Below are 22566 nucleotides of genomic sequence, written 5' to 3'. Positions count from 1 at the left end.
GAACTGAAAAGATCAATGTGGAGGAGTACTGAAATGAAAAGACATCTGACCGTGGCCTCGCTCCTTGCCGGCGCCGCCTTGCTTGCCTCGGTGGGCGTTTCGGCCGCCGCCGGCAAGTATACGATCGGCATTTCCAACACCGTGCAGGGCAATGGCTGGCGCGAGGAAATGATCTGCGCGATGAAGGCGCAGGCGCTCGCATCCGGCGAAGTGACGAAGCTCAACATCGCCCACCGCAACACCGACGCCGCCGGCCAGCTCGAGGACATCCGCAACCTGATCAGCGCCAAGGTCGACGCCATCGTCGTCAACCCGGCCGATCCGGCTGGCATCAAAGCCGGCCTCGAGGAAGCCACCAAGGCCGGCATCGTCGTCGTCGCCGTCGACCAGGCGGTGACCGAGCCGTCCGCCTACATCATCTCCAACAACCAGGAACAATATGCCTATCTCGGCGCCAAGTGGCTGTTCCAGCAGATGGGCGGCAAGGGCGAGGTGTTCTACATGCGCGGCGCCGCCGGCGCTTCGGCCGACTCAGATCGCGACAAAGGCTTCAAGAAGGCGCTCGCCGAATTCCCCGACGTGAAGGTCGCGCAGGAAGTCTTCACCGGCTGGCAGCAGGATCAGGCCAAGCAGCAGATCCTGTCCTTCCTCGCCACCGGCACCCCGATCAACGGCATCTGGACCTCTGGCATCGACAACGTGATTGTCGACGCGCTGGTCGAGCAGCAGGCGCCGATGGTGCCTGTGGTCGGCGCCGACAATGCCGGCTTCGTCGGCCAGCTCAGCTCGGTCAAGGGCCTGGTCGGTGCTGCGGTCACCAATCCCGGCTCGATCGGCGGCGCCGGCGTGACGCTCGCCTTGCAGATTCTCGACGGCAAGAAGCCGGCGCAGCAGACCGTGCTGGTCGAGCCGCAGCTCTGGGAAAACGCCACCGACGAAGGCAAGGCCAAGCTGAAGAGCGTCGTCGATCCCTCGCTCAGCCCCGAATGGCCGGTCTCGATCTCGATCCCGGACTGGACGACCTACACCAAGGAGCAGATCGTAGCCTGCAAGGGCCCGGGCGAATAAGCGCCTGATCCGGACGCAAGCGCGAGGACGCTGGACCAAGGTCTGGCGTCCTTGCCATTTGATTTGGCACGCATAATTTGAGCCTTCGAGCAATTCCAGGAAAAGTGTGAGCGGTTTCCGTCCGGAATTGCGTAAAACAAAAGGATAGAGCGGTTCGCCGTTTCCATGAAACGGTGGAACACTCTGAATCGAGAAAGCTTTGACCACCAACCTCCTCGACGCCACAGGCGTAGCGAAGAACTACGGTGCGGTTGCCGCGCTGCGCAACGCCTCGCTTTCCGTATTGCCGGGCGAGGTGCATGCGCTGATGGGCGCCAACGGCGCCGGCAAGTCGACCCTGGTGAAGATCCTGACCGGTGCGATCAAGGCGGACGCCGGGCGCATCCTGATCCGCGGCCAGCAGCTCGATGTCCGCTCGCCCGCCGACGCCCGCCGCGCCGGGCTGCTGCCGGTCTACCAGGAACCGGCGCTGATCCCCGATCTCGATGTCTTGTCCAATCTGCGGCTGACCGGCACGCCGGTCGAGCCGTTCCGCGCCTGGGTGCGCGAGCTCGGCATTCCCGACCTCGATATCCGCGAGACGGCGCGTCATATCCCCTTGGCCATCCTGCGCGTGCTCGATCTGGCGCGCGCGCTTGCCGTCGAACCCGACGTGCTTCTCCTCGACGAGATGACCGCGGCTCTGCCCGCGAACCTTGCCGAGAAGGTGCTGGAAGTCGTGCGGCGCCAGGGCGACGCCGGCCGCTCCGTCATCTTCATCTCGCACCGTTTCGTCGAGATCTCCGCGCTCTGCGACCGCGCCACCGTGCTGCGCGACGGCTCCACGGTCGGTGTCGTCGACATCGAGCCGGGCGTCGAAGAAAGAATAGTCGAGATGATGCTCGGCACCCGCATCGAGAAGACACACGTCACCGCGCGCGCGGCAAATGATGTGGCGGTTGCCGGCGGCCGCCGCCCGCGATTGTCGGTCCGCAACCTGCAGCTCGGCACCAAGCTCAACGACGTCTCCTTCGATCTCGCCAATGGCGAGGTCGCCGGCGTGTTTGCGCTCGAGGGCCAGGGCCAGGACGAGCTCTTCGCAGCGCTTGCCGGCTCGATCCGTCCGACCGGCGGCACCATCGACGTCGACGGCGCGTCGGTGAAGTTCTCGCATCCGAGCGACGCCATCCAGGCCGGCATCGCCTATGTGCCGGGCGACCGCGCCGAGGCCTTGGCCATGCAGCGCTCGGTGCGCGAGAACATCGCGCTGCCCTTCAGCGCGGCGTTGCGCAAATGGGGCCCGATCCGCATGCGACGCGAGCAGGTGGTGGTTTCCAGCGCCATCGCCAGATTGCAGATCGACACCCGCGCCCAGGGTGAGGTGCAGCGCCTTTCCGGCGGCAACCAGCAGAAGGTGACCATCGCCCGCTGGATCGCGGCCAACGCCCGCACCATCCTTTGCTTCGACCCGACGCGCGGCATCGATGTCGGCACCAAGCAGGAAATCTACAAGCTGCTGCGCGAGCTCGCCGGCCAGGGCAAGTCGGTGCTGTTCTACACCTCGGAAATGGAAGAGGTGCAGCGTGTCTGCGACCGCGTCATCGTCATCTTCGGCGGCCGCGTCGTCGACACTTTCCCGGTCGAGCAAGCCGATGAAGCGGCATTGATGCGCGCAGCCTACGGCCTGCCGCGCGGCGCCAAGGCGGATGTCGGCATCCTTGCCGAGGTCAAACCCGGTTCCAGTGCGGAGGCCGCGTCATGAGCCGCTTTCTCCGCAACCAGGGTTGGGTCGCGGGGCTGTTCGCCCTGCTGATCTTTCTCTTCGTCGTCACCAAGCTGATCCAGCCGGGCTATGGCAGCGGCGACTTCGGTTCGCTGGCGCGCGCGGTTCTGCCTTACGCCTTTGCCGTCGCGGCCCAGACCGTCGTCGTCATCGCCGGCGGCATCGACCTGTCGGTCGCCGCCATGATGGCGCTGACCAGCGTCACCGCCGCCTCGATGATGAACGGCGCCAGCGAGGAATATGCCTTGTTCGTCGTGCCCTTCGTGCTGGCCATGGGGCTGGTGCTCGGCGCGCTGAACGGCCTCCTCATCGTCGTCACCCGGGTGCCCGACATCGTCGTCACCCTGGCCATGCTGTTCGTGCTCCAGGGCGCGGCGCTGCTTGTGCTGGGCGCCCCCGGCGGCGCCGCCGCGGAATGGCTGAAGGCAAGCGTTATCGGCACCGTGCCGATCCCCGGCCTGCCGGATTGGGCTGACGCCTGGGTGCCGAAAGCGCTAGTGCTGCTCGTCGTCTGCCTCTGCATCGTGTGGATTCCGCTCAGGCGCTCACGCCTCGGCCTCTCCATCTACGCCATCGGCAGCAACGAGCTCGCCGCCTTCCGCAGCGGCGTGCCGGTGGCGCGCACCAGGATCACCGCCTACGCGCTGTCCGGCCTGTTCGCAGCGCTTGGCGGCCTGTCGCTCACCGTCAGCACCGGCATCGGCGCGCCCATCCCCGGGCCCTATCTGCTGGCCAGCGTCGCCGCAGTGGTGCTGGGCGGCGTCGCGCTCGGCGGCGGCAAGGGCGGCCTGCTCGGGCCGATCATCGCCGTCTTCGTGCTGAGGCTGGTGCGCACCGACCTGACGCTTCTGGCCATCGATCCGAACGTCACCGCGATCATCGAGGGCGCGATCATGGTCGCGGTTGTGATGTTCGGCGCCTTCATCACCATGCGGAGCCGCCCGGTAGGAGCAACGCCATGACCGACATCGCGACCATGCCCCAGCCGGTCTCGTTCGGTCGCCGGATCAAGCGCTTCATGGCGGACCGGCCACTGATCCCGCTGATCATCCTTTTGATCATCCTCGTCGCGATCCTGCAGGTGCTGCGCCCCGGCATCGTCAACGAGCGCTGGCTCGCCAACACGGCGAAATTCGCCATCCCGCTGGCGATCCTCGCCGGCTGCCAGACCATGACAATGCTGACCGGCGGCATAGACCTTTCCGTCGGCACGGTGGCGACGATGGGCGCCTTCATCATGGCGACGCAGATCGTCAACCAGGATCCGGCGGTGGCGTTCCTGCTGGCCATGCTGCCCGCCGTGCTGATCGGCCTCGTCAACGGCATCGGTGTCGGCGTGTTCCGGGTGCATCCGTTGATCATGACGCTCGGCACCAGCCTGATCGGCACCGGCTTCCTGCAGGTCTACCAGCGCACCGTGATCGCCTCCGGCGCCAAGATTCCGGATTTCCTCAGCTGGCTGGGCACCGGCGTCACCTACGGCTTTCCCAACGCGCTTCTGCTGTTCGTGCCGGTGGCGGTGCTGATCGTCTTCATGCTGAACCGCACCGGCTTCGGTCGCCTGCTCTACGCCGTCGGCGACAATGAGCGCGCCGCGCGTCTGTCGGGCGTCCGCTACTGGCAGGTCATCACCGCGCTCTACGTCCTCTCCAGCCTGCTCGCCGGCATCACCGGCCTGCTCTATATCGGCCTGATCAAGGCGCCCTCGCTGTCGCTCGCCGAACCGCTGGTGCTGCCATCCGTGGCCGCCGCCGTCATCGGCGGCACCTCGATCTTCGGCGGCCGCGGCGGCTACACCGGCACCATCATCGGCGCGCTGATCCTGACCGTGCTGACGACGCTGCTCACCATCCTGCAAATGCCCGAAGGCGGCCGCCGCATCCTGTTCGGCTTCATCGTGCTGTTCGTGACGGCGGCGTATCTGCGGATCGTCGAGGACCGATAGAACCAAGCGACGTGGCCGTGACAGGCACGGCTCACTCCGCCGCCTGTACATGGCGGGCATCGATGATCGCCCTGATCTCCGAGCGGCACGAGCCGCAATTGGTACCGGCGCGCAGCGTCGAGCCGATCGCTTCGAGGCTGTCGCATCCGGCGGCTACGGCCGACGCAAGCTGGTTGACGCCGACATGGAAGCAGGCGCACACGACCCGCCCGATGGCAGGCATGGGCACCGGCGAGCGTCCCGACAAAAGCGCATGGCGATCGGTCGCCGACAGTGGCTGGCGCGCTGCGAGCAGCGACACCAGCCAGTCACGTGCCGGCAACTGATCCGGGGCGGCGACCAGCAAGGCTTCGGCCATGGCGCCGCCATCGTCAATGGCCGCCGCGCGATAGGCGAGGCCGCGCCGGTCAGTATATTCCAGAAGCTGGTCTCGCCGTTGGACGCCGAGCAGCTTGCGCGCCAGGAGAATGCCCTGGTCCGGCGGCTCTGTTCCTGTGAGCTCGTAGACCCAACCGCCCTCGACCGCATGCCGGCTCCAATGGACGAAACCTGTCGGCTTGAGATCGCGCCGTGTGATGAGCACGCCTGCCCATCCGATGTCTTCCCGCACGATCATTGCCGGAACATGCTTGAGCTCCGGCTGGCCGGAATGCGGATCGGTAACCGGTGAGGACAGCAGACCGGCCGCGGCCTTCGCCGCGAAATGGCCACTCCAATGCATGGGCAGGAAGGCCTGGCCGCGCCGCTGTGCTTCCGACACCCGCACCCGTGCACGGACGAAGCCGAAGCGGGTCGAAAGATGGGCGAGGTCGCCGTCCTTGAGACGGTGCGCGGCCGCATCCGCCGGATGGATGTCGACCGCGGGCTCCGGCGCGTTCGCCATCAAACGCGGCACGGTCCCGGTGCGCGTCATGGTGTGCCACTGGTCGCGCAGCCGGCCGGTGTTCAGGGCCAGCGGATAATCGGCATCGACGGTGAAGGCGGTTGCCTCCTGCCGCACCGGCACGAAGCGCGCACGGCCGTCGGGCGTCGGGAAACGGCCGTCGCTGAACAATCGCATCTGCTGCTCGCCTCGCTCCGGTGCGGGCCAGTGACGCGGCGCGAAGGCGGCATAGTCCGTGTCGCTGAGGTCAGCCATGCCGCCGAGATCGAACAGGCGCTCGCCGCTGTTCTCGAAGGCGGACAGCGCCGCGTGCTCGCGGAAGATGTCGGCCGGCGCCTGGTAGGCGAAGGCATCGCCAAAGCCCATGCGGGCGGCGACATCACAGATGATGCGCCAGTCGGCCCTCGCCTCTCGCGTCAGCGGCAGGAACGGCCGCTGACGCGAGAGGCGCCGCTCCGAATTGGTGACCGTGCCGTCCTTCTCGCCCCAGGTGGCGGCCGGCAGCAGCACGTCGGCATGGCGCGTGGTGTCGGTGCGGGTCACATCCGAGACAACGACGAAATCGCATTTGGACAAGGCGGCGCGCACGCGCGACGCATCCGGCATGCTGACGGCCGGATTGGTGCCCATCACCCACAGCGCCTTGATGCGGCCGTCGGCGACCGCCTGGAACATATCCACCGCCTTCAGGCCGCCGCGCCGCGCGACGCTTGGCGCCTTCCAGAAGCGCGAGACCCGGTCGACGTTGGCCTCGTCCGCGAAGTCCATATGCGCGGCGAGCTGGTTGGCTAGGCCGCCTACCTCGCGGCCGCCCATGGCGTTCGGCTGACCGGTGACCGAGAACGGCCCCATACCGGGTCGCCCGATGCGGCCGGTGGCAAGATGGCAGTTGATGATGGCGTTGACCTTGTCGGTCCCATGCGCCGACTGATTGACGCCCTGGCTGTAGACGGTGACCGTTCGCTCGGTCTCGGCGAAGAGATCGTAGAAGGCCTGGACGTCGGCGACCGCCAATCCGCAGCCTTTCGCGACGCGTGCGATCGACGGCGCATCGGCGCCGGCGAGCACGGATGCGGCGTCGAAGCCCGATGTATGGTCACGGACGAAGCCTGAATCGACCTTACCGGCTTGCACGAGATGCGCCAGCAGCCCGTTGAACAACAGCACATCCGTACCGGGATCGAGCGCCAAATGCAGGTCGCACTCGTCGGCCGTGGCGGTGCGGCGCGGATCGATGACGACGATCCTGATTCCGCGTTCTCTTCGCGCCGCAAGCATGCGCTGATAGAGCACCGGGTGACACCATGCGGTGTTGGAGCCGGTGAGCACGATGAGATCGGCGCGCTCGAAATCCTCATAGACGCCGGGAACGATGTCCTCGCCGAAAGCGCGGCGATGGCCGGCGACGGACGACGCCATGCAGAGCCGCGAATTGGTGTCGACGTTGCCCGAGCCGATGAAGCCCTTCATCAGCTTGTTGGCGACGTAATAATCCTCGGTCAGTAGCTGGCCGGATACATAGAAGGCGACCGAGTCCGGTCCATGCTCGGCAATCGCCCGCGAGAATTTTCCGGCGACGAGATCGAGCGCTTCATCCCAATCGGCCTGCCTGCCGCCGATTTCAGGCCGGAGCAAACGGCCTTCAAGGCCGAGCGTCTCGCCAAGCGCAGCACCCTTCGAGCAAAGCTTGCCTAGATTGGCCGGATGATCGGGATCGCCGCGAACGGTCGTCGTGCCGTCCGCGGCGACCTCGGCCAGCACGCCGCAACCCACCCCGCAATAGGGACAGGTGGTCCTCACCTCGCGTGCTTCTTCCATGCCTCAGGCCGCTTTCGAGGCCAGCGCTGCAAGCGCGATGAACAGCCGTTCGCCCTCTATCCTGACCGGGATTGTCCTCACCGAGCCCTCGTCGGCGCCGAGCGCCTTGCCGGTCTCCAGCGAGATCACCCAATTGTGCAGCGGGCAAGTCACCGCCGCGCCATGGACGATGCCCTGGCTGAGCGGTCCGCCCTTGTGCGGGCAATGGTCGTCGATGGCGAAGACCTGGTCGTCCGCCGTGCGGAAGACGGCAATCTTGCCTTGCGGTGTGACGACGCAACGCGCGCCGCGCTGCGGAATGTCGGCAATGGAACCGATGGCGATCCAGTTCATATTGATCACTCCGCTGCCTCCGCGAAACCGACCGAAGCCATCGGCCGGAACTCGTGCTTGTCCTTGCCGGAGACGCGCTCCGACCACGGATCGACCTGCGCGAATCTTTGGCTGAAGACGAAGCGCTCGAAATAGGCTCTGCGCTTCTCGGCATCGTCGAGGGTCTGCTTCTTGATCTCGGCGGTGCCGATCCGCTTGGCCCATTTGTAGATGCGCTCCAGATAGCGGGCCTGCTCGCGATACATCTGGACAAGCGCCACGATCACCTCCAGCGCCTCGTCCTCGGTCTTAACCAGGCCGAGCACTTCGGTGCCCTTGATGTCGAGGCCGGCGGCCCCGGCGAAATGGATCTCGTAGCCCGAGTCGACGCAGACCACGCCGACATCCTTGCAGGTCGCTTCCGCGCAGTTGCGTGGGCAGCCCGACACCGCCATCTTCACCTTGGCCGGCGTCCAGGAGCCCCACATGAACTTCTCGATGCGGATGCCAAGGCCGGTCGAATCCTGCGTGCCGAAACGGCACCAGTCGGAACCGACGCAGGTCTTCACCGTGCGCAGGCCCTTGGCGTAGGCATGGCCGGAGACGAAGCCGGCCTTGCCGAGATCGGCCCATACCGCCGGCAGGTCTTCCTTGCGGATGCCAAGCATGTCGATGCGCTGGCCGCCGGTGACCTTGACCATCGGGATATCGAACTTGTCGACCACGTCGGCGATGGCGCGCAATTCGCCGGCGCTGGTGACGCCGCCCCACATGCGCGGCACCACCGAATAGGTACCGTCCTTCTGGATGTTGGCGTGCACGCGCTCGTTGATGAAGCGCGACTGGTAGTCGTCGGCATATTGGTCAGGCCAGTCGCAGACGAGATAGTAGTTCAGCGCCGGCCGGCATTTTGCGCAGCCGCAGGAGGTCTTCCATTCGAGCTCCTGCATGACGGCGGGGATCGTCTTCAGTCCCTTCGCCTTGATCAGCCGCCGCACGTCGTCATGGCCAAGGCTGGTGCAGCCGCACATCGGCTGCACCGCCGCCGGATTGTAGGTGTCGCCCAACGTGAGCTTAAGCAATTGCTCGACGAGGCCCGTGCACGAGCCGCACGAAGCCGAGGCCTTGGTATGGGCGCGCACATCGTCGAGACCGGTCAGCCCCTTGCCGGTGATCGCGCCGGTGATCTTTCCCTTGCAGACGCCGTTGCAGCCGCAGATTTCCGCATCATCCGCCAGTGCCGCAACGGCCGCCAAAGGGTCCGAGGAAACGCCTCCCTGGAACGCCTGGCCGAAGATCAGCGTGTCGCGCATCTCCGAAATGTCGGTCGCCTTCTTCTTGAGGTCGTTGAACCAGGCGCCGTCGCCCGTCTCGCCGAACAGCACCGTGCCGATGATGCGGTTGTCCTGCAGCACGACGCGCTTGTAGATGCCGGCGGATGCGTCGCGCAGGATAATCTCCTCGCGATCCTCGCCGTCGGCGAAATCGCCGAGCGAATAGAGGTCGATGCCGGTGACCTTGAGCTTGGTCGGCGTGTCGGAGTGGACGAAGCGCCTGTCCTCGCCATCCGCCAGCCCGGCGGCCGCGACGCGGGCCATCTCGTAGAGCGGCGCGACCAGCCCATAGACATGGCCGCCGACCTCCGCGCATTCGCCGAGCGCCATGATCGCCGGATCGGAAGTCCGCATGCGGTCGTCGACGACGATGCCGCGATTGACCTCCAGCCCGGCCTCCTTGGCGAGCGTGGTGCTGGGCCGGATGCCGACCGCCATCACAACCAGCGTTGCCGGGATGACCGTGCCATCCATCAGTTCTACGCCCTCGACCTTGCCGTTGCCGACGATGGCCTTGGTGTTGGCCTTGGTCATGACCTTGATGCCGCGCGCCTCGACGGCCTTCTGCAGCAGGTAGCCGGCGGCCGGATCGAGCTGGCGCTCCATCAGCGTCGGCATGACGTGCAGCACGGTGACGTCCATGCCGCGTTCTTTCAGCCCGGCAGCGGCTTCGAGCCCAAGCAGGCCACCGCCGATGACGATTGCCTTGGCACGCGACTGCGCGGCGAGCAGCATGGCATTGACGTCGTCGAGGTCGCGATAGCTGAGCACGCCCGGCAATTCCTTGCCGGGCACCGGAATGATGAAGGGCACCGAGCCGGTAGCGATGACCAGCCGGTCATAGCTTTCGGTCACGCCGTGGTCCGAGGTGACGGTCTTGGCCTCACGGTCGATGGCGACAATCTTGTGGCCCTTGTAGAGCGTGATGCCGTGCTTGATGTACCAGCCGTCGCCATGGATGACGATCTCCTCGAACGCCTTCTCGCCCGACAGCACCGGCGACAGCATGATGCGGTCGTAGTTCACGCGCGGCTCGGCGTTGAAGATGGTAACGGCGTAACGGTCCGGCGCTGCCTCCAGCAGGTGCTCGAGCATCCTGCCTGGCGCCATGCCATTGCCGATGATGATGAGTTTTTCGCTCATGTCCGGTCTGCTCCGATCTATTCGGCGGCGTAGGAAAGGGACGATGTCTTGACGGCGGCCGCGCGCTCCATCCGGCGGATGGTGACGTGCATCCAGAGCAGGCACGAGCTGACGATCAGGAACAGGAGCATGAAGCAGCTCGACCAGACGCCGGTGAGGTCGTTCAGCGCGCCGAAAGCGATCGGCAGGATGAAACCGCCGAGCCCGCCTATCATGCCGACCACGCCGCCGACAGCGCCGACGCTCTGCGGATAATAGGCCGGGATGTGCTTGTAGACGGCGGCCTTGCCGAGGCTCATGAAGAAGCCAAGCACGGAAGCGATGGCGATGAAGGCGAGCGGGCCGATCTCGAAGTGGAAAGGGATCGGCCCGCTGATGCCGCGCACGACATAGTCTGCCGAGGGGAGAGACAGAACGAGCGTCGCGACGGCACAAACGCTGAAGGTCCAGTAGAGCACCGTGCGGGCGCCGATGCGGTCGGAAAGCACGCCACCATAGGCGCGGAAGATGCTGGCGGGGATCGAATAGGCGGCGCCGATCATGCCGGCGGTGGCGATGCCGAAGCCGTAGACGCCGATCAGGTAACGCGGCAGCCAGAGCGACAGCGCCACGAACGCGCCGAAGGAAAAGAAATAGTAGAAGGCCAAGCGCCAGACCCGCAGGTTCTTCAGCGGCGCGAATTCCTGCCAGAAGCTTCTTGCCGGCGCCACCTTACCGGCGCGGCGCTCGCGGATGACCGGATCGTCGTCGGTCGTGAACCAGAAGACGATGGCCATGACGACCAGCGCCGCCGCCCAGATCAGCGCCACCGACTGCCATCCCCAGGACAAGAGCACGAACGGCGCCAGAAACTTGGTGACCGCGGCGCCGACATTGCCGACACCGAAGATGCCGAGCGCCGTGCCTTGTTTTCCGGCTGGAAAGAACCGCGAGACATAGGCGACGCCGACGGCGAAGGAGCCGCCGGCGAGCCCGACGCCGAGCGCGGCCAGTAGCATCTGCCCGTAGGTGTGCGCGAAAGCGAGCAGGAAGGTCGCGACCGCGGCCGCGAGCATGGTCGCTGTGTAGACCAGGCGGCCGCCATAGCGGTCGGTCCAGACGCCGAGCACCATGCGCACGAGCGAGCCCGTCAGGATCGGCATGCCGACCAGCAGGCCGAACTCGGTCTCGTTGAGCCCAAGCTCCTGCTTGATGCGAACGCCGATGATGGAGAAGATCGTCCACACCGCGAAGCAGACGGTGAAGGCGATGGTGGACATGGTAAGCGCCTGCCGGGAAGCACTGTCCTGGCTGGGCGCGGCTGGGAGATTTGCGGTCATGGCTGGCTCCGGTTTGCAGCGTGGAAGGCGCCGCGTGTGGTGTTGATCATGGTCAGCGCGACGGGGTTTGCGCGATCACTTGCGGACCCTTGCCTTCGGCTTCGTGGCTGGCGGGAAACAAGAGCAGCGCGGCGATGAACAGCACCGCCGTCAGCACGCTGCTCGCCAGGAAATCGCGGCGGGTGAAATCCTTGAGGGATGTCGTTCCGATCCATCTCGTCATCGTCGTCTCCCGTTTGGCGCTGCCTGGGGCCAGCGCCGTCGATTGCGTGTCGGCCAAAAACGAAAAAGCTGCCGTCCAGGCCCTCTCGCGTCCGTACATCCGGGATCGCGTGGTGACCTGAGCGGCAGCTTTGCCTGTGGCGCCCGCCATTGGACGCCTGTTCCATTGCCCGCGAGGGGCTCGGCTATTTCAAAGCACGAAGCGTGCCAGTTTTATGAAGAAGCTGAATTCTGTGGAAAATCAAAGCGGTATGAACGCCAGTCGGCGATCGTGCCAAACATGTTTGCGGTCAAACATTGATCAATGGCGCGACAACACCGCATAAATTTTGTGCAACGCACAAGAATGGCGTGCAAATAATCAAGCTCGCTTCTGGCCGTCAATATAGGCGTCGATCCGGTCCGGATCGAAGATCTGGCCGTCGAAGAATCCATCGGGGCCAAGGATCAGACTGGCCCCCGCCGAGCCGACCGGCGTCGCGACCTTCAATGCGCCCTCGACCTTGGCATTGGCGCCGGGCAGCGCGACGCCAAGCGGCTTGAGCGCCGATCGATAGAGGTCGGGCCGGTAGCAGTCGCGGGCGATGGCCAGGTTCTGTGGCGTGTGCGGCAACTGCCCCCAGCGCACCATCTGCGTGTAGAACCACAGCGCATGGCTCTTCCAGGGAAAATTGGCCGCCTTGTCGAAAGGCAGGAAGAAATCCTCGACGCGCCGTTCCGCGCCGCCGCCGAGTTGAAGGCGTCCGGTGAGCGCCGGCATCTGGATCGTCTCCGGCTGCCCGAGGAAGGCTGGCCTTGCCATCAGCGCGGCCAGTTCGCCGCGGTTCGCCGGATCCTGGCACCAACGGGCGGAATGATGCAGCGCCCTGAGCAGGGCGGCTAGCGCCTCCGGGTTTTCCTCAGCCCAGGCCCTGCGGGCACCGATGACCTTTTCCGGGCTGTTGCGCCACAGCAGCGCCTTGACGGTGACGATGTGGCCGGTGCCCGTCGCGACGGCGGCGCTGTTCCAGGGCTCGCCGACGCAATAGCCGTCGATGCGGCCGGCAGCCAAAGCGTCGGTCATGAAGGGCGGCGGCACGATGACGATTTCGATGTCGCGGTCGGGATCGATGCCGCAAGCAGCAAGCCAGTATCGCAATTCGTAATTATGCCCGGAATGCGGGTGGACGACGGCGAAGCGCAGCGGCTCGCGAACGGCGCCCATCCGCTCGCGGATCAGCGCGCCGAGCGCCGCCCCGGCGCGGGCGGGATCGAGGTCAGGCGCCGCGCCATGCGCCGCCATGCCTTCCCACACGGCGTTGGAAACGGTGACGCAATTGCCGCCGAGGCCGAGCGAGAACGGCACGATGGTTTCGGAGGCAAGCGGCGTGAGGCCAAGGCTGCAGGCGAGCGGCATCGGCCCCAGCATATGCGCGACATCGAAATGGCCGATGGCGATGCGGTCGCGGATGTTAGCCCAGGAAGTCTCGCGTTGCAGCTTGAGCTCGATGCCCTCGCGCGCGGCAAAACCTATCTCGCCGGCTGCGACCAGGACGGCGCTGTCGAAAAGCGGCATGAAGCCGGCGGTGATCTGATGCGCTACCGACATGCTCATTCGCCCTCCAGAGGCCCCAGCAATCCCGCAGCCGTCACCAGGCTCTGGGCGATGTCGGCGATCTTGCGGTTCTGGTTCATCGCGGTCTTGCGCAGCAGCGCGTAGGCCGCCTCTTCGCTTAGGCCCCGCGACTTCATCAAGATCCCCTTGGCCCGGTCGATGACCTTGCGGTTCTCGAGCTCGCTGCGCGCCTCCTCCAGTTCGCGCGCCATGCGCGAGAAGGCGTTGAAGCGGCTGATCGCCATGTCGAGGATCGGCTTGATGCGTTCTTTTTTCAGCCCGTCGACCACATAGGCCGACACGCCGGCGTCGACGGCCGCCTCGATCGAAGCCTGATCCGAGCGGTCGACGAACATGGCGATAGGCCGCTTCACCGCGCGCGAAAGCTGGAACATGTTCTCCAGCATGTCGCGGTTGGGGTTTTCGAGGTCGATGACGATGACGTCCGGCTCGATCTCGGCGATGCGCCGGGCTATGCCGGCCACATCATGGATCACCGTCACATGCCGATGGCCGGCATCCCGCAATCCGGCCTCGATGATCGAGGCACGGATGCGGTTCTCGTCGATAACAAGGATGGTCAACGAACCGGCGGACATGCGCCTATTGTGCAGGTAGGCCGGATTTGTGCAATGCGGTAGTCGGCGGGAAGGCCGCGGGCCGGGCCTTACCAGGGGTAAGCAACCTGAGCATCGCCCCGGGCGAACATGAAATCGCCCGCCAGGGGGCGGTCGGCCAACGAGTCGCTTGACATGTGGGTAATTTTCCCACAGGTATTTGGTCGTCGATCAAGGCTGCTTCGATCGGACCTGCTCTCGCAGGCCCGGACTGAATTTCCACGGATCACCTGCCCCCCGCATGATCCGCGGAAGAGCAGCCGTAACGAAAAGGCTCGAAACACCCACCCCGGTAAAAGAGCCCAGTGCGACTGCGCCGGCCGGCCTGTCCCTCGCAAGAGACAGGCCGGCCGGATCTATCGTCATCGCGAGACAGCGTGTTTTCGAGCAGCGGGGCAGCCTGCACCGCGAAGCGTTCGGCCTTGCCGGCGGCAACAGCCTGCTAGGTCCTCGTGCGGGACCTCAGGGAGCGCCTGGACCCCCCGGTCCACCGGGGCCGCTCGGCCCACCAGGCCCACCGGGCCCAACCGATTCGCCATTGGAGGCGCCCCCGGGAGCCTCTGGACCGCCTGGGCCTTTTGGCGGACCTGAACCAGGCGGCTGACCGGGCATGCCGGACGGGCCTTGCGGCCGCATGCCGGAATTCGCCTGGCGCGAGGCCGATACGATGTTGCCCGCCCGGTCGAACCCGACGGCAACGAACGCGTGGACGACAGCTGTCGATTTCGAATCGTCGCCTTGGTCGTCGATAGAGACCCCCAGACCCGAAACCAGCCGAGGTCCCTGGCGCCGCAGGAAGGTCTCATACAGCACGTTCGCGGCATCGGCCCGTGGAACCGGAACCTCCGCCTCGATGCGCAACACCCTGTAGCCGCCGCTGGCCTTGGCCAGGAACAGTTCGACGCGGCGGTTCGCGAGCTGCAGCGACCTTGAGCCGAGGCTCAGTCGTCCCACCAGCAGTGAGCCCGACCTCACGACCGCAAGGCCGCGCACAAGGTAAGGCGTCCCGGATGGTCTGGCCTCTATCAAGCTTGCAACGATCTTCCCGCCTGGCCGCCGGATGCCTTGAACGGCCACGATATCCCCCTTCTTGACCGCCGGCATTCCTGTAACGCGGCTGGTGTCCACGCTCTGTCCCAAAACCAGGATCGAACCGCGACTCGCGCGTTCGACAGGCCCGACGACCTCGCTGGTGACGTGGATTTCACGCGTGACGACGCGATCCGCATCCCGTGTCACGGCCACGCGCACAACATGTCCCACCTTGAGGCTGCCTGTGGTGGCTGCGACGCCGTCGATCCAAACGGGCACGTCCGGACCGTAGGCGACGCGCACATCGTTGACGAAGATGCTGCCGAAGCCCTGTATGGTGCCCACTATGCCGGTGCCGCCGATGCCGTGATCGCTCTCCGTTCCCGCCGTCCACCCGGTGCCGCCGATACCCCGGTCGCTCGACGTATCCGTCGCCGTTGCAATTGAACTGAGCAACGCCGCCGGAAAGGCGGCGCCGAGCATCAGAAAACTCCGCCTCGTCAACCTCCAGTGCATCAAGCGTCTCCGCCGGCAGGCTTGGAGGATTCTTCTCCGGCAAACGATGCACCGTCGGAGGTGAGGATGTAGACGCCGCAATTCCAACGGTTTGTCCCGCCGGGATCGCTTTTCACCGCCTGGTTGGCATGCTTGTTGAGCTGGATAAGTGTCTCCATCGCGACCTTGCGGCTGTAGGCTTCGAGCGACCTGGCAAGGTCTTCTGAGAGCCCGTCATAGTGGACGGCCCGCTCGATGAAAGGCGGTTTGTCCGCCAGGATGTTCGCGACGGCGGCGGCGGCATGGTCCTGAAGGTTGCGGGCAAAGTAATAGAGTCTGACCTCGCCGTCGTCGCGCGGCGCAATCGCCGCCTCCATCAGGACGATGCGGTCCTCCTCGTCGATCTCCACCAGCTTTCGATCGAGCCAGTCGTCCAGAACCGCTCTCGGCCGCAAATCCCGCGTCACCGACTCCACGAGGCCCGCGAACGACGCCTCTCCGGCCTCGGCCATTCGCGGCAATGGCAATGGCGCGCCCTTGGCATCGGTGAACAACGGATCCGCAAGCCAGCGCGCGACAATCGCGCTCGTCCTCGAAACGGATTCGGGTATCACCCTGACAGGGGCGCCGGCGCCTCGCAGACGGCTGACCTCCTTGCGATGGACACCCGTCAAAAGGCTTACCCTGCTGTCCGTCTGCTGCTTGTCGGGCAGCGTGAATTCATGCTCCGCCACGTTGACGTAGATCTGCCGAAGCAGGTCGACGAAGGTGGGAAACGTCACCCCGCATTTGATCGCCAATCGCACCAACGGGCGAAGCACCCGGTTCAACGCGCTCTGGACGCCCGCGGCATCCAGATATTGTTCCGCCGATTTGCTCATCGCCGTCCTTCACCCGTCAATCAACCACCTATGCCCCGAAAATTCCTGCCGAAAATAGCCCGTGGGAAATGCTTCCACAATAGATGGGCCTGCAATGCCGCCTGTCCACCTCGCTATCCTCAATCGCAAGGCGTGTCTCCATGTCCAAGTCCTCAGCTCCCGCGTTGTCTGCTCGGCAGACCTCCCTCGGTTGACATGTGTGAAATTTTCCCACAATGCTTTATCGAGAGGCAGAATCTCACATCGATCACCGCCAAGATATGACCGGCAGAGGAGAGCATTGTTGAAAAGGCCTTATGTGAAGCCGGCCATAAACAAGGCCCTGGATGGATTCGACGGCACGGCGGGCAATGTCGACCGCGTCGACCTTGCGCATCGCGGCATGGAGACCAACGGAAAGGACTTTTCAGGCTCCTCGGACGGCTTTGTCTCGCTCAACGAACGCCTAGATCCCGCCATCTCCCTGACCGCAAGCGTTGTATCCGCCTACATTGCGAACAATCCGCTGCCTGCGGCCGAGCTGCCCGACTTCATCGGCAAGATATACGCCTCGATCAAGCTGATCTCACTTGGGTCGCCCGATGTCCCGCCGGACGAGATAAAGGGCGTGGCCCGGGCGAAAAAAACCGTCACGCCGGAATTCATCATCTGCCTGGAAGACGGCAAGCGCTTCAAATCGCTCAAGCGGCATATCGAGACCCAATACGGCCTTACGCCGGATCAGTATCGAGCGAAGTGGAACCTGCCTTCGAACTACCCGATGGTAGCGCCAAATTATTCGGCAACGCGTTCGAAACTGGCCAAATCCATGGGCCTCGGCCGAAGGATAAAGTAAGGTCCGGGACGGCCGGCAGGTTTCAGGCGGACTGCGACGCCACGAGCGTTGCTGCCAGGCGACACCATAGGTGTTCCGTCGTGCGCGAGGATATTCACACGACAGGCGTCCCGGTGCTCTGCGCTTCGTGCGAGGCGCCGCATCGCGGCATATGCGGAGCGCTCAATGCCGAACAGTTCCAAGCGTTCGCCAAATCGACGAAGCGGTACAAGGCCGAGGCCGGCAAGGAGTTGGTGGGCGATTCCAGGAGCGTCGAGCGTTTCTCGAATGTGCTTTCGGGCGTCGTGAAATTGACCAAGACGCTTTCCGGCGGCCGCCAGCAGATCGTCCGGCTGCAATTCGCTCCCGATCAATCTCGCCCGCGCCTGGCTGTCGACCAAGCCGCTCATGCTGCTCGACGAGCCCACCTCGACGATACGCAGGAAGCGCGCGTTCTCGAGCGGCTGCTCGCCCGCTTCAGCGATCGGATCGTCGTCGTCTCAACCCATCGCGCGCCGCCGCTTCGCGGCGCCCGCACGATGGAGCTGCAGCCATGAATGCCATGCCAACTGGAGGCTGGCGGCCTTTTCATTCCTCCTTGAAGGCATGAGCGAAACTGTCGGCGACCGGCTGAAAGAGATATTCGAGCAGGGTTCGCTTGCCGGTGACAACCGAGACGTCCACCGGCATTCCCGGATATAGCTTCACTTGTGGGAGGTTCTTCAGCTCATCGGCACTCACCTCGACCGTCCCCCTGAAAAACGTCGCGCCGCTGCGCTCGTCGATCTCGGCGTCGGCCGAAACCCGGGTAAGGGCGCCCTTCACCGTGGGCGTGGTTCTCTGCTTGTAGGCGACGAGCCGCACCGTCGCCGGCAAACCGGGGCGAACGACATCGATATCCAGCGGCTGAATCTTGACGTCCAGCACCATCTTGTCCTGGTCGGGAACCAGATCGAGAATAATCCCGCCGGGGGGCACAACGCCGCCCGGCGTGAAATACCGAAGGTTCATTACCGCCCCATCTTCCGGCGCAACGACATCCCGGCGCGCCGCGCGCGCGTCGGTCTTCTGAAGCGCCTTTTCGAGCTCGGAGCGTTTGGTCTGGACGTCACGAAGGTCCTCGGCGGCCTTCTTGACATAGGAGAGCCGGCCATTGTCGATCTGCGCGTCCGCCTCGGCGATCTGCTGCCGCAGGCTTTCTATATTGCCACGGTTCGAGTCAGCCTCCCCCTGCGCGGCAATGACCTGCCGTTCGAGCTGGAGCACGCGGGACTTCACCCCATAGCCTTTCTTCAGAAGTGTGCGGGCGTCCGCCAGCTCTTCCCGCAGAGACGGCAACTGGATCTCGAAGGCCGCAACTCTCGCAGCGAGCGCCGACATCTGGGCATGGTATTGGGCGATCCGCTGCTGCCAGACCTCGACCTCCGACGCCTGAACCTTGGCCTGGTCCTGGAAGATGCGCTCCTGCCCGGCCATGGCCTCGGCGACGGTGGAGTCGCTTTGCCGCGCCGACAGGTCCGCAGAAAAAGGAATTGTCTTCAGGCCGTCGCGCTGCGCGATCAGGCGGGCTTCGCCGGCGAGCGCGGAATCGAGTTCGCCGCGCACGGCGTCGCGGTCGGATTCCGCGTCGAGCCCGTCGAGGCGGACCAGTATCTGACCCTGCTTGACCAGGTCTCCCTCCCGGACCAGGATTTCCCGGATGATGCCGCCTTCCAGGTGCTGCACGGTCTTGCGGTTGCTGTCGACCTTCACCACCCCGGACGCGACCGCCGCGCTCGTCAGCGGCGCGGTGGCTGCCCAGAGGCCGAAGCCACCGAACAGCAGGCCGATGACGGTCAGGCCGCCGAAGACATGGGCGCTTACCGCCGGCCATGCGGGCGGTGGCGGCGGCATTTTCAGCGACAGCGCGGCTTCCGTCACGACCCGGTCCTTTCGGAGCTCACGACCCGGACCTGCGGCGGGGCGGACTGCTGCTCGGGGCGGCGCAGTTGCGCAAGCACGCCATCGCGCGGGCCGAACATTTGCGGCTGGCCATCGTTCAGCACCAGGACGCAATCGACGTTCACCATCAGGGACGGGCGGTGGGCGACGATCACCACGGTCGAACCTGCCTCCTTCATCGCGGCAATCGCCTGGTTCAGCGCTTCCTCGCCGACGGCATCCAGATTGGAGTTCGGCTCGTCCAGCACCACCAGCGCCGGACGGCGGTAGAGCGCCCTGGCAAGGCCAATGCGCTGGCGCTGCCCACCGGAGAGCACCGAACCCTGTTCGCCGATCTCGGTATCGTAGCCATTCGGGAGCCTGAGGATCATCTCGTGCACGCCCGCCATCTGGGCGGCGGCCACGATCTCGGCCGGATCGCCTTGTTCCATGCGGGCGATGTTTTCGCGGATGGTGCCGGGAAAGAGTTCGACGTCCTGAGGAAGGTAGCCGACATAAGAGCCGAAGTCGGTTCGGTTCCAGGAAAACACGTCGACACCGTCGAGCCGAACCCGGCCTTGCTGCGGCGACAGCATGCCGACGATCAGGCGGGCAAGCGTCGACTTGCCGGCCGCAGACGGGCCAATCACAGCAAGCACCTGGCCCGGCGGCACGGCGAAGGAGAGATTTTTGAGCACGGGCTCCTTGGCGCCGGCTGGCGTGTAAGCGACAGCCTCGACCGAAAGCCGCCCCTGCGGACGCGGCAATTCCATCCCCGGGGGGCGCAGCGACGGAGCCTCGAACAGCCGGTCCAGGCGACGCCAGGCCTCGCGAGCGGCGGTCGTCTGTTTCCAGGTTGCGATAGCCTGCTCGACCGGCGCGAGCGCGCGCGACATGATGATCGAGGCCGCGATCATGGCGCCGGGCGAGACTTCATGGCGCAGCGACAGCCAGGCGCCGAGCCCCAGCACCGCGACCTGCAGGAACATCCGGAATGGCTTGGTGAATGCATTGATCAGGCCAGCCCAGTCGCTGGCGGTCGTCTGCAGCGCGAGCACGGACGCATTGGCTGCGTCCCAACGCCGGGCGAGTACCCCGCCCATGCCCATCCCGTCGATGACTTCGGCATTGCGGAAACCGGCATCCGCCGCCTGGTAGGCGCGCGCGGAAGCGGCGTTGGCCTGTTTGAGCGTGTTGGCCGTCAGTGCGTTGTTGGCAAGGGCGAGGCCGAACAGGATGATCGCGCCGCCCAGCGCCAGAAGTCCGAGCAGGGGATGCAGCAGGAAGATGAAGCCGAGATAGAGCGGCATCCATGGCGCGTCGAACAGCGCCATGATGCCGCCGCCGCCAAGATAGCCGCGCAGCGTGGCGAGGTCGCGCAGCGCCTCGGTGCGGTAAGATGAGCCGCGCAACGCGTTCTCAAGCCCACGGCCCAGTACCTGCGGCGACAGCACGCGGTCGATCCAGGTGCCGAGCTGCACCAGCAGCCGGGAGCGGAAGAATTCGAGCGCGCCCATTGCAGCCAGCGCCGCCGTCGTAATCAGCGTCAGATAGACGAGCGTTTCCACGCTGCGTCCCGTCAGCACGCGATCATAGACCTGCAGCATATAGATCGAGGTCGAGAGCACGAGCAGGTTGATGACGAAGCTGAACCCCGCCACCGCGGCGAAACCGCCGCGGCAACGGGAGAGGGCGATACGCAGGGCGTTGTTCATCGCAGGCACCGGCGCGATTGCACAGAGCTGCTCAGGTCCACTCGACGAACTTGGTGTTGTCGAGCCCTAGCAACTGCGTTAGCGTTGTCACATCATCCAGCGTGGCCACATGGACGCGGCCTCCCGTGTCGCTCCAATTTGCGTCGTGCCAGAGTTCCCCCTTGCCGGTATCACTGTTGAAGACAACGACGTAAGCGTTGGCGGCGCCTGCCGTGCCGTTGGTGATCTGAGATGTAGTCTGGGCGGCTTGGATTTCCACTACCTTGTTGGCGTCGCCGGGCGCGATGTTGGCGATGGCGTTCCTGGTCTGATAATCGGAGGCGCTAAGCGCGGCGCCTGTGGCGGTCGCACTGGTGTTGGCCGCGTTCCAGCCGTCGGCCCCCTGCTGGAGGCCAATCGTGTGGCCCGCGACCGCGAAGTCCAGAATGGTGTCGGTGCCGTTCTGGCTCGGAGCAATCATCCGGAATTGATCATTTCCGCTGCCGCCCAGGAGCACATCATTGCCGCCGCCGCCGCTTAAAATGTCGTTTTGCTGGCCGCCGAGCAGATAGTCGCGTCCGGCGCCACCGCTCAGCGTATCGCCGCCATTGTAGCCGGCAGCGATGTCGCTGCCGCTTCCGCCAGTCAGCGTGTCGTCGCTGCTTCCGTTAAGCCCGACAAGCACATGAAAATCCGCGCTGGTCGTGTTGTTCGCCTGATCGGTGACAGTCACGTGGACATTGTAGTCGCCGATGCCCGCGTTCGATTGAGACGCCGTCAGATTGCCGGCCGAGTCGACCGAGACGTTCGACGCCGAAAGAGCGTTGTTGGAGGTGGCCGAGTAGCTGAATGTGTAGTGATCCGTGGCAGCATCCGGATCGCCCAGCTCGATGAAATGACCCAGAAGCGCATTGTTGCCGGTCTGCGTCGGCACGAAATCGATGCCAGTCGGGCCGCTGAGGTCGTTGTCGGTAATCGTGCCCACCCCCTGGTTGTCGGAAATCGTCGCATTGGTCGGGTTGCTGAGGTTGACGTAGAACTGCTCCGTCGGCTCGAACACCGCATTGTCGACGATTGTCAGGGTGATGGTTTTGCTCGTTTCGCCGGCAGCGAAGCTGAGTGTGCTGCTCAACGCGTCGGGCCCGGCGGCGTAGTCGCTGCCGGCCGATGCGGTGCCAGGCGCCACTTGGTAGTCCACAGTGGCGGGCAACGCCGTCGCGCCCGTCTTGGTGACCGTGAAGGTGATGGTTCCGGCCGCCTCGCTGACCGTGACGTCGATCGAGAAGCTCGGCGGTGAATCGTTGTCGGTGACGGTCACCTTCGCGGTATCGCCGGTGTCGAGCGCCTCGTAATTGCCGCCGCTGGTGTTGGTGATGGCGACCTGGTAGCTCTCGCCGTCGGCATAGGGATCGTCGCCCTGCACCGCAAAGGCGGTCGAGACGCCGCTGGTGGCGCCGACCGCGATGGTGACGCTGGCGCCGTTGTCGAGGCTGACCACCAGATCCGAGCCGGTGACCGCGTTGGCGACGTGGGCGGTGATCGTCGCCGTTCCCGCGCCCTCGTTGACGCTGACGTCGTCCAGCGTGATGGCGGTGGTGTCGATGGTGTCGTGCACCGTCACCGTCGCCTTGTCGGTGGTGTCGAGCGCCTCGTAGTTGCCGCCGCTGGTGTTGGTGATGGCGACCTGGTAGCTCTCGCCGTCGGCATAGGGAT

Annotated in this window: 18 protein-coding genes; 6 read left to right on the top strand and 12 right to left on the bottom strand. The window is 65.2% G+C overall.

The window, feature by feature from the left end; genetic code table 11:
• The first annotated feature begins 33 nt into the window (after window positions 1–33).
• From FJ424_RS03585 to FJ424_RS03570, 4 genes are all read left to right on the top strand, one after another.
• On the top strand, window positions 34–1068 hold the full coding sequence (locus FJ424_RS03585; RefSeq protein ID WP_140642493.1) for an ABC transporter substrate-binding protein: 1035 nt from the start codon (window positions 34–36) through the stop codon (window positions 1066–1068).
• Window positions 1069–1267: 199 nt separating this feature from the next.
• The gene (locus tag FJ424_RS03580) at window positions 1268–2809 is read left to right on the top strand and encodes a sugar ABC transporter ATP-binding protein (protein WP_140651320.1); all 1542 of its coding nucleotides are present in this window, start codon (window positions 1268–1270) and stop codon (window positions 2807–2809) included.
• Window positions 2806–3792 (top strand): ABC transporter permease, encoded by a 987-nt coding sequence (locus FJ424_RS03575; protein WP_140651318.1) that lies wholly within the window; start codon window positions 2806–2808, stop codon window positions 3790–3792. The genes FJ424_RS03580 and FJ424_RS03575 overlap by 4 nt, the downstream gene beginning before the upstream one ends.
• Window positions 3789–4775, top strand: a complete 987-nt coding sequence (locus FJ424_RS03570; RefSeq protein WP_140651316.1) for an ABC transporter permease — start codon at window positions 3789–3791, stop codon at window positions 4773–4775. The genes FJ424_RS03575 and FJ424_RS03570 overlap by 4 nt, the downstream gene beginning before the upstream one ends.
• A 31-nt stretch (window positions 4776–4806) precedes the next feature.
• On the opposite strand, the gene FJ424_RS03565 is transcribed toward FJ424_RS03570, so the two are convergent.
• From FJ424_RS03565 to FJ424_RS03530, 9 genes are all read right to left on the bottom strand, one after another.
• Window positions 4807–7476: a nitrate reductase gene (locus FJ424_RS03565; RefSeq protein WP_140651314.1), complete on the bottom strand. Its 2670-nt coding sequence runs from the start codon at window positions 7474–7476 to the stop codon at window positions 4807–4809.
• Window positions 7477–7479: 3 nt separating this feature from the next.
• Window positions 7480–7815 carry a nitrite reductase small subunit NirD gene (nirD, locus tag FJ424_RS03560; RefSeq protein WP_181181977.1) on the bottom strand — a complete coding sequence of 112 codons (336 nt, stop codon included), beginning with the start codon at window positions 7813–7815 and terminating at the stop codon, window positions 7480–7482.
• Window positions 7815–10265: a nitrite reductase large subunit NirB gene (nirB, locus tag FJ424_RS03555; RefSeq protein WP_140651310.1), complete on the bottom strand. Its 2451-nt coding sequence runs from the start codon at window positions 10263–10265 to the stop codon at window positions 7815–7817. Before nirB ends, nirD begins: the two co-directional genes overlap by 1 nt.
• Window positions 10266–10282: 17 nt before the next feature.
• Complete coding sequence (locus FJ424_RS03550; RefSeq protein ID WP_140651308.1) at window positions 10283–11584, bottom strand: nitrate/nitrite transporter; 1302 nt, start codon at window positions 11582–11584, stop codon at window positions 10283–10285.
• Between the two features lie 52 nt (window positions 11585–11636).
• Entirely contained in the window at window positions 11637–11807 is a 171-nt protein-coding gene (locus tag FJ424_RS33425; protein WP_181181966.1) for a hypothetical protein, read from the bottom strand.
• Window positions 11808–12167: 360 nt separating this feature from the next.
• A complete protein-coding gene (locus FJ424_RS03545) occupies window positions 12168–13394 on the bottom strand; it encodes a CmpA/NrtA family ABC transporter substrate-binding protein (protein WP_181181976.1) in 1227 nt (408 codons plus the stop codon).
• Between the two features lie 2 nt (window positions 13395–13396).
• Window positions 13397–13999 (bottom strand): ANTAR domain-containing response regulator, encoded by a 603-nt coding sequence (locus FJ424_RS03540; RefSeq protein WP_140651304.1) that lies wholly within the window; start codon window positions 13997–13999, stop codon window positions 13397–13399.
• A 480-nt stretch (window positions 14000–14479) separates the two neighbouring features.
• Window positions 14480–15532 carry a DUF5666 domain-containing protein gene (locus FJ424_RS33420; RefSeq protein WP_181181965.1) on the bottom strand — a complete coding sequence of 351 codons (1053 nt, stop codon included), beginning with the start codon at window positions 15530–15532 and terminating at the stop codon, window positions 14480–14482.
• Between the two features lie 32 nt (window positions 15533–15564).
• Entirely contained in the window at window positions 15565–16425 is an 861-nt protein-coding gene (locus tag FJ424_RS03530; protein WP_181181964.1) for a DUF6502 family protein, read from the bottom strand.
• Between the two features lie 382 nt (window positions 16426–16807).
• Between FJ424_RS03530 and FJ424_RS03525 the strand changes: the two genes are divergently transcribed.
• Together FJ424_RS03525 and FJ424_RS34440 are read left to right on the top strand one after the other, a co-directional pair.
• On the top strand, window positions 16808–17260 hold the full coding sequence (locus tag FJ424_RS03525) for a MucR family transcriptional regulator (protein ID WP_140651627.1): 453 nt from the start codon (window positions 16808–16810) through the stop codon (window positions 17258–17260).
• Window positions 17261–17340: 80 nt separating this feature from the next.
• Window positions 17341–17796, top strand: a complete 456-nt coding sequence (locus FJ424_RS34440; RefSeq protein ID WP_140651300.1) for a hypothetical protein — start codon at window positions 17341–17343, stop codon at window positions 17794–17796.
• Between the two features lie 31 nt (window positions 17797–17827).
• Here the strand turns inward: FJ424_RS34440 and FJ424_RS03515 are convergent, their stop codons facing one another.
• The 3 genes from FJ424_RS03515 to FJ424_RS03505 all read right to left on the bottom strand — a co-directional run.
• Window positions 17828–19159, bottom strand: a complete 1332-nt coding sequence (locus tag FJ424_RS03515; RefSeq protein ID WP_140651299.1) for an HlyD family type I secretion periplasmic adaptor subunit — start codon at window positions 19157–19159, stop codon at window positions 17828–17830.
• Window positions 19156–20874: a type I secretion system permease/ATPase gene (locus tag FJ424_RS03510; protein WP_140651297.1), complete on the bottom strand. Its 1719-nt coding sequence runs from the start codon at window positions 20872–20874 to the stop codon at window positions 19156–19158. The genes FJ424_RS03515 and FJ424_RS03510 overlap by 4 nt, the downstream gene beginning before the upstream one ends.
• Before the next feature lie 31 nt (window positions 20875–20905).
• A partial coding sequence (locus FJ424_RS03505) for an immunoglobulin-like domain-containing protein (protein WP_210239385.1) occupies window positions 20906–22566 on the bottom strand: 1661 nt, incomplete at its 5' end.

The organism is Mesorhizobium sp. B3-1-8 (assembly GCF_006439495.1).
Classification (GTDB): Bacteria; Pseudomonadota; Alphaproteobacteria; order Rhizobiales; family Rhizobiaceae; genus Mesorhizobium.
The sequence above is the reverse complement of the archived record's forward strand: the minus strand, read 5'-3'. Positions and strand labels throughout refer to the sequence as shown.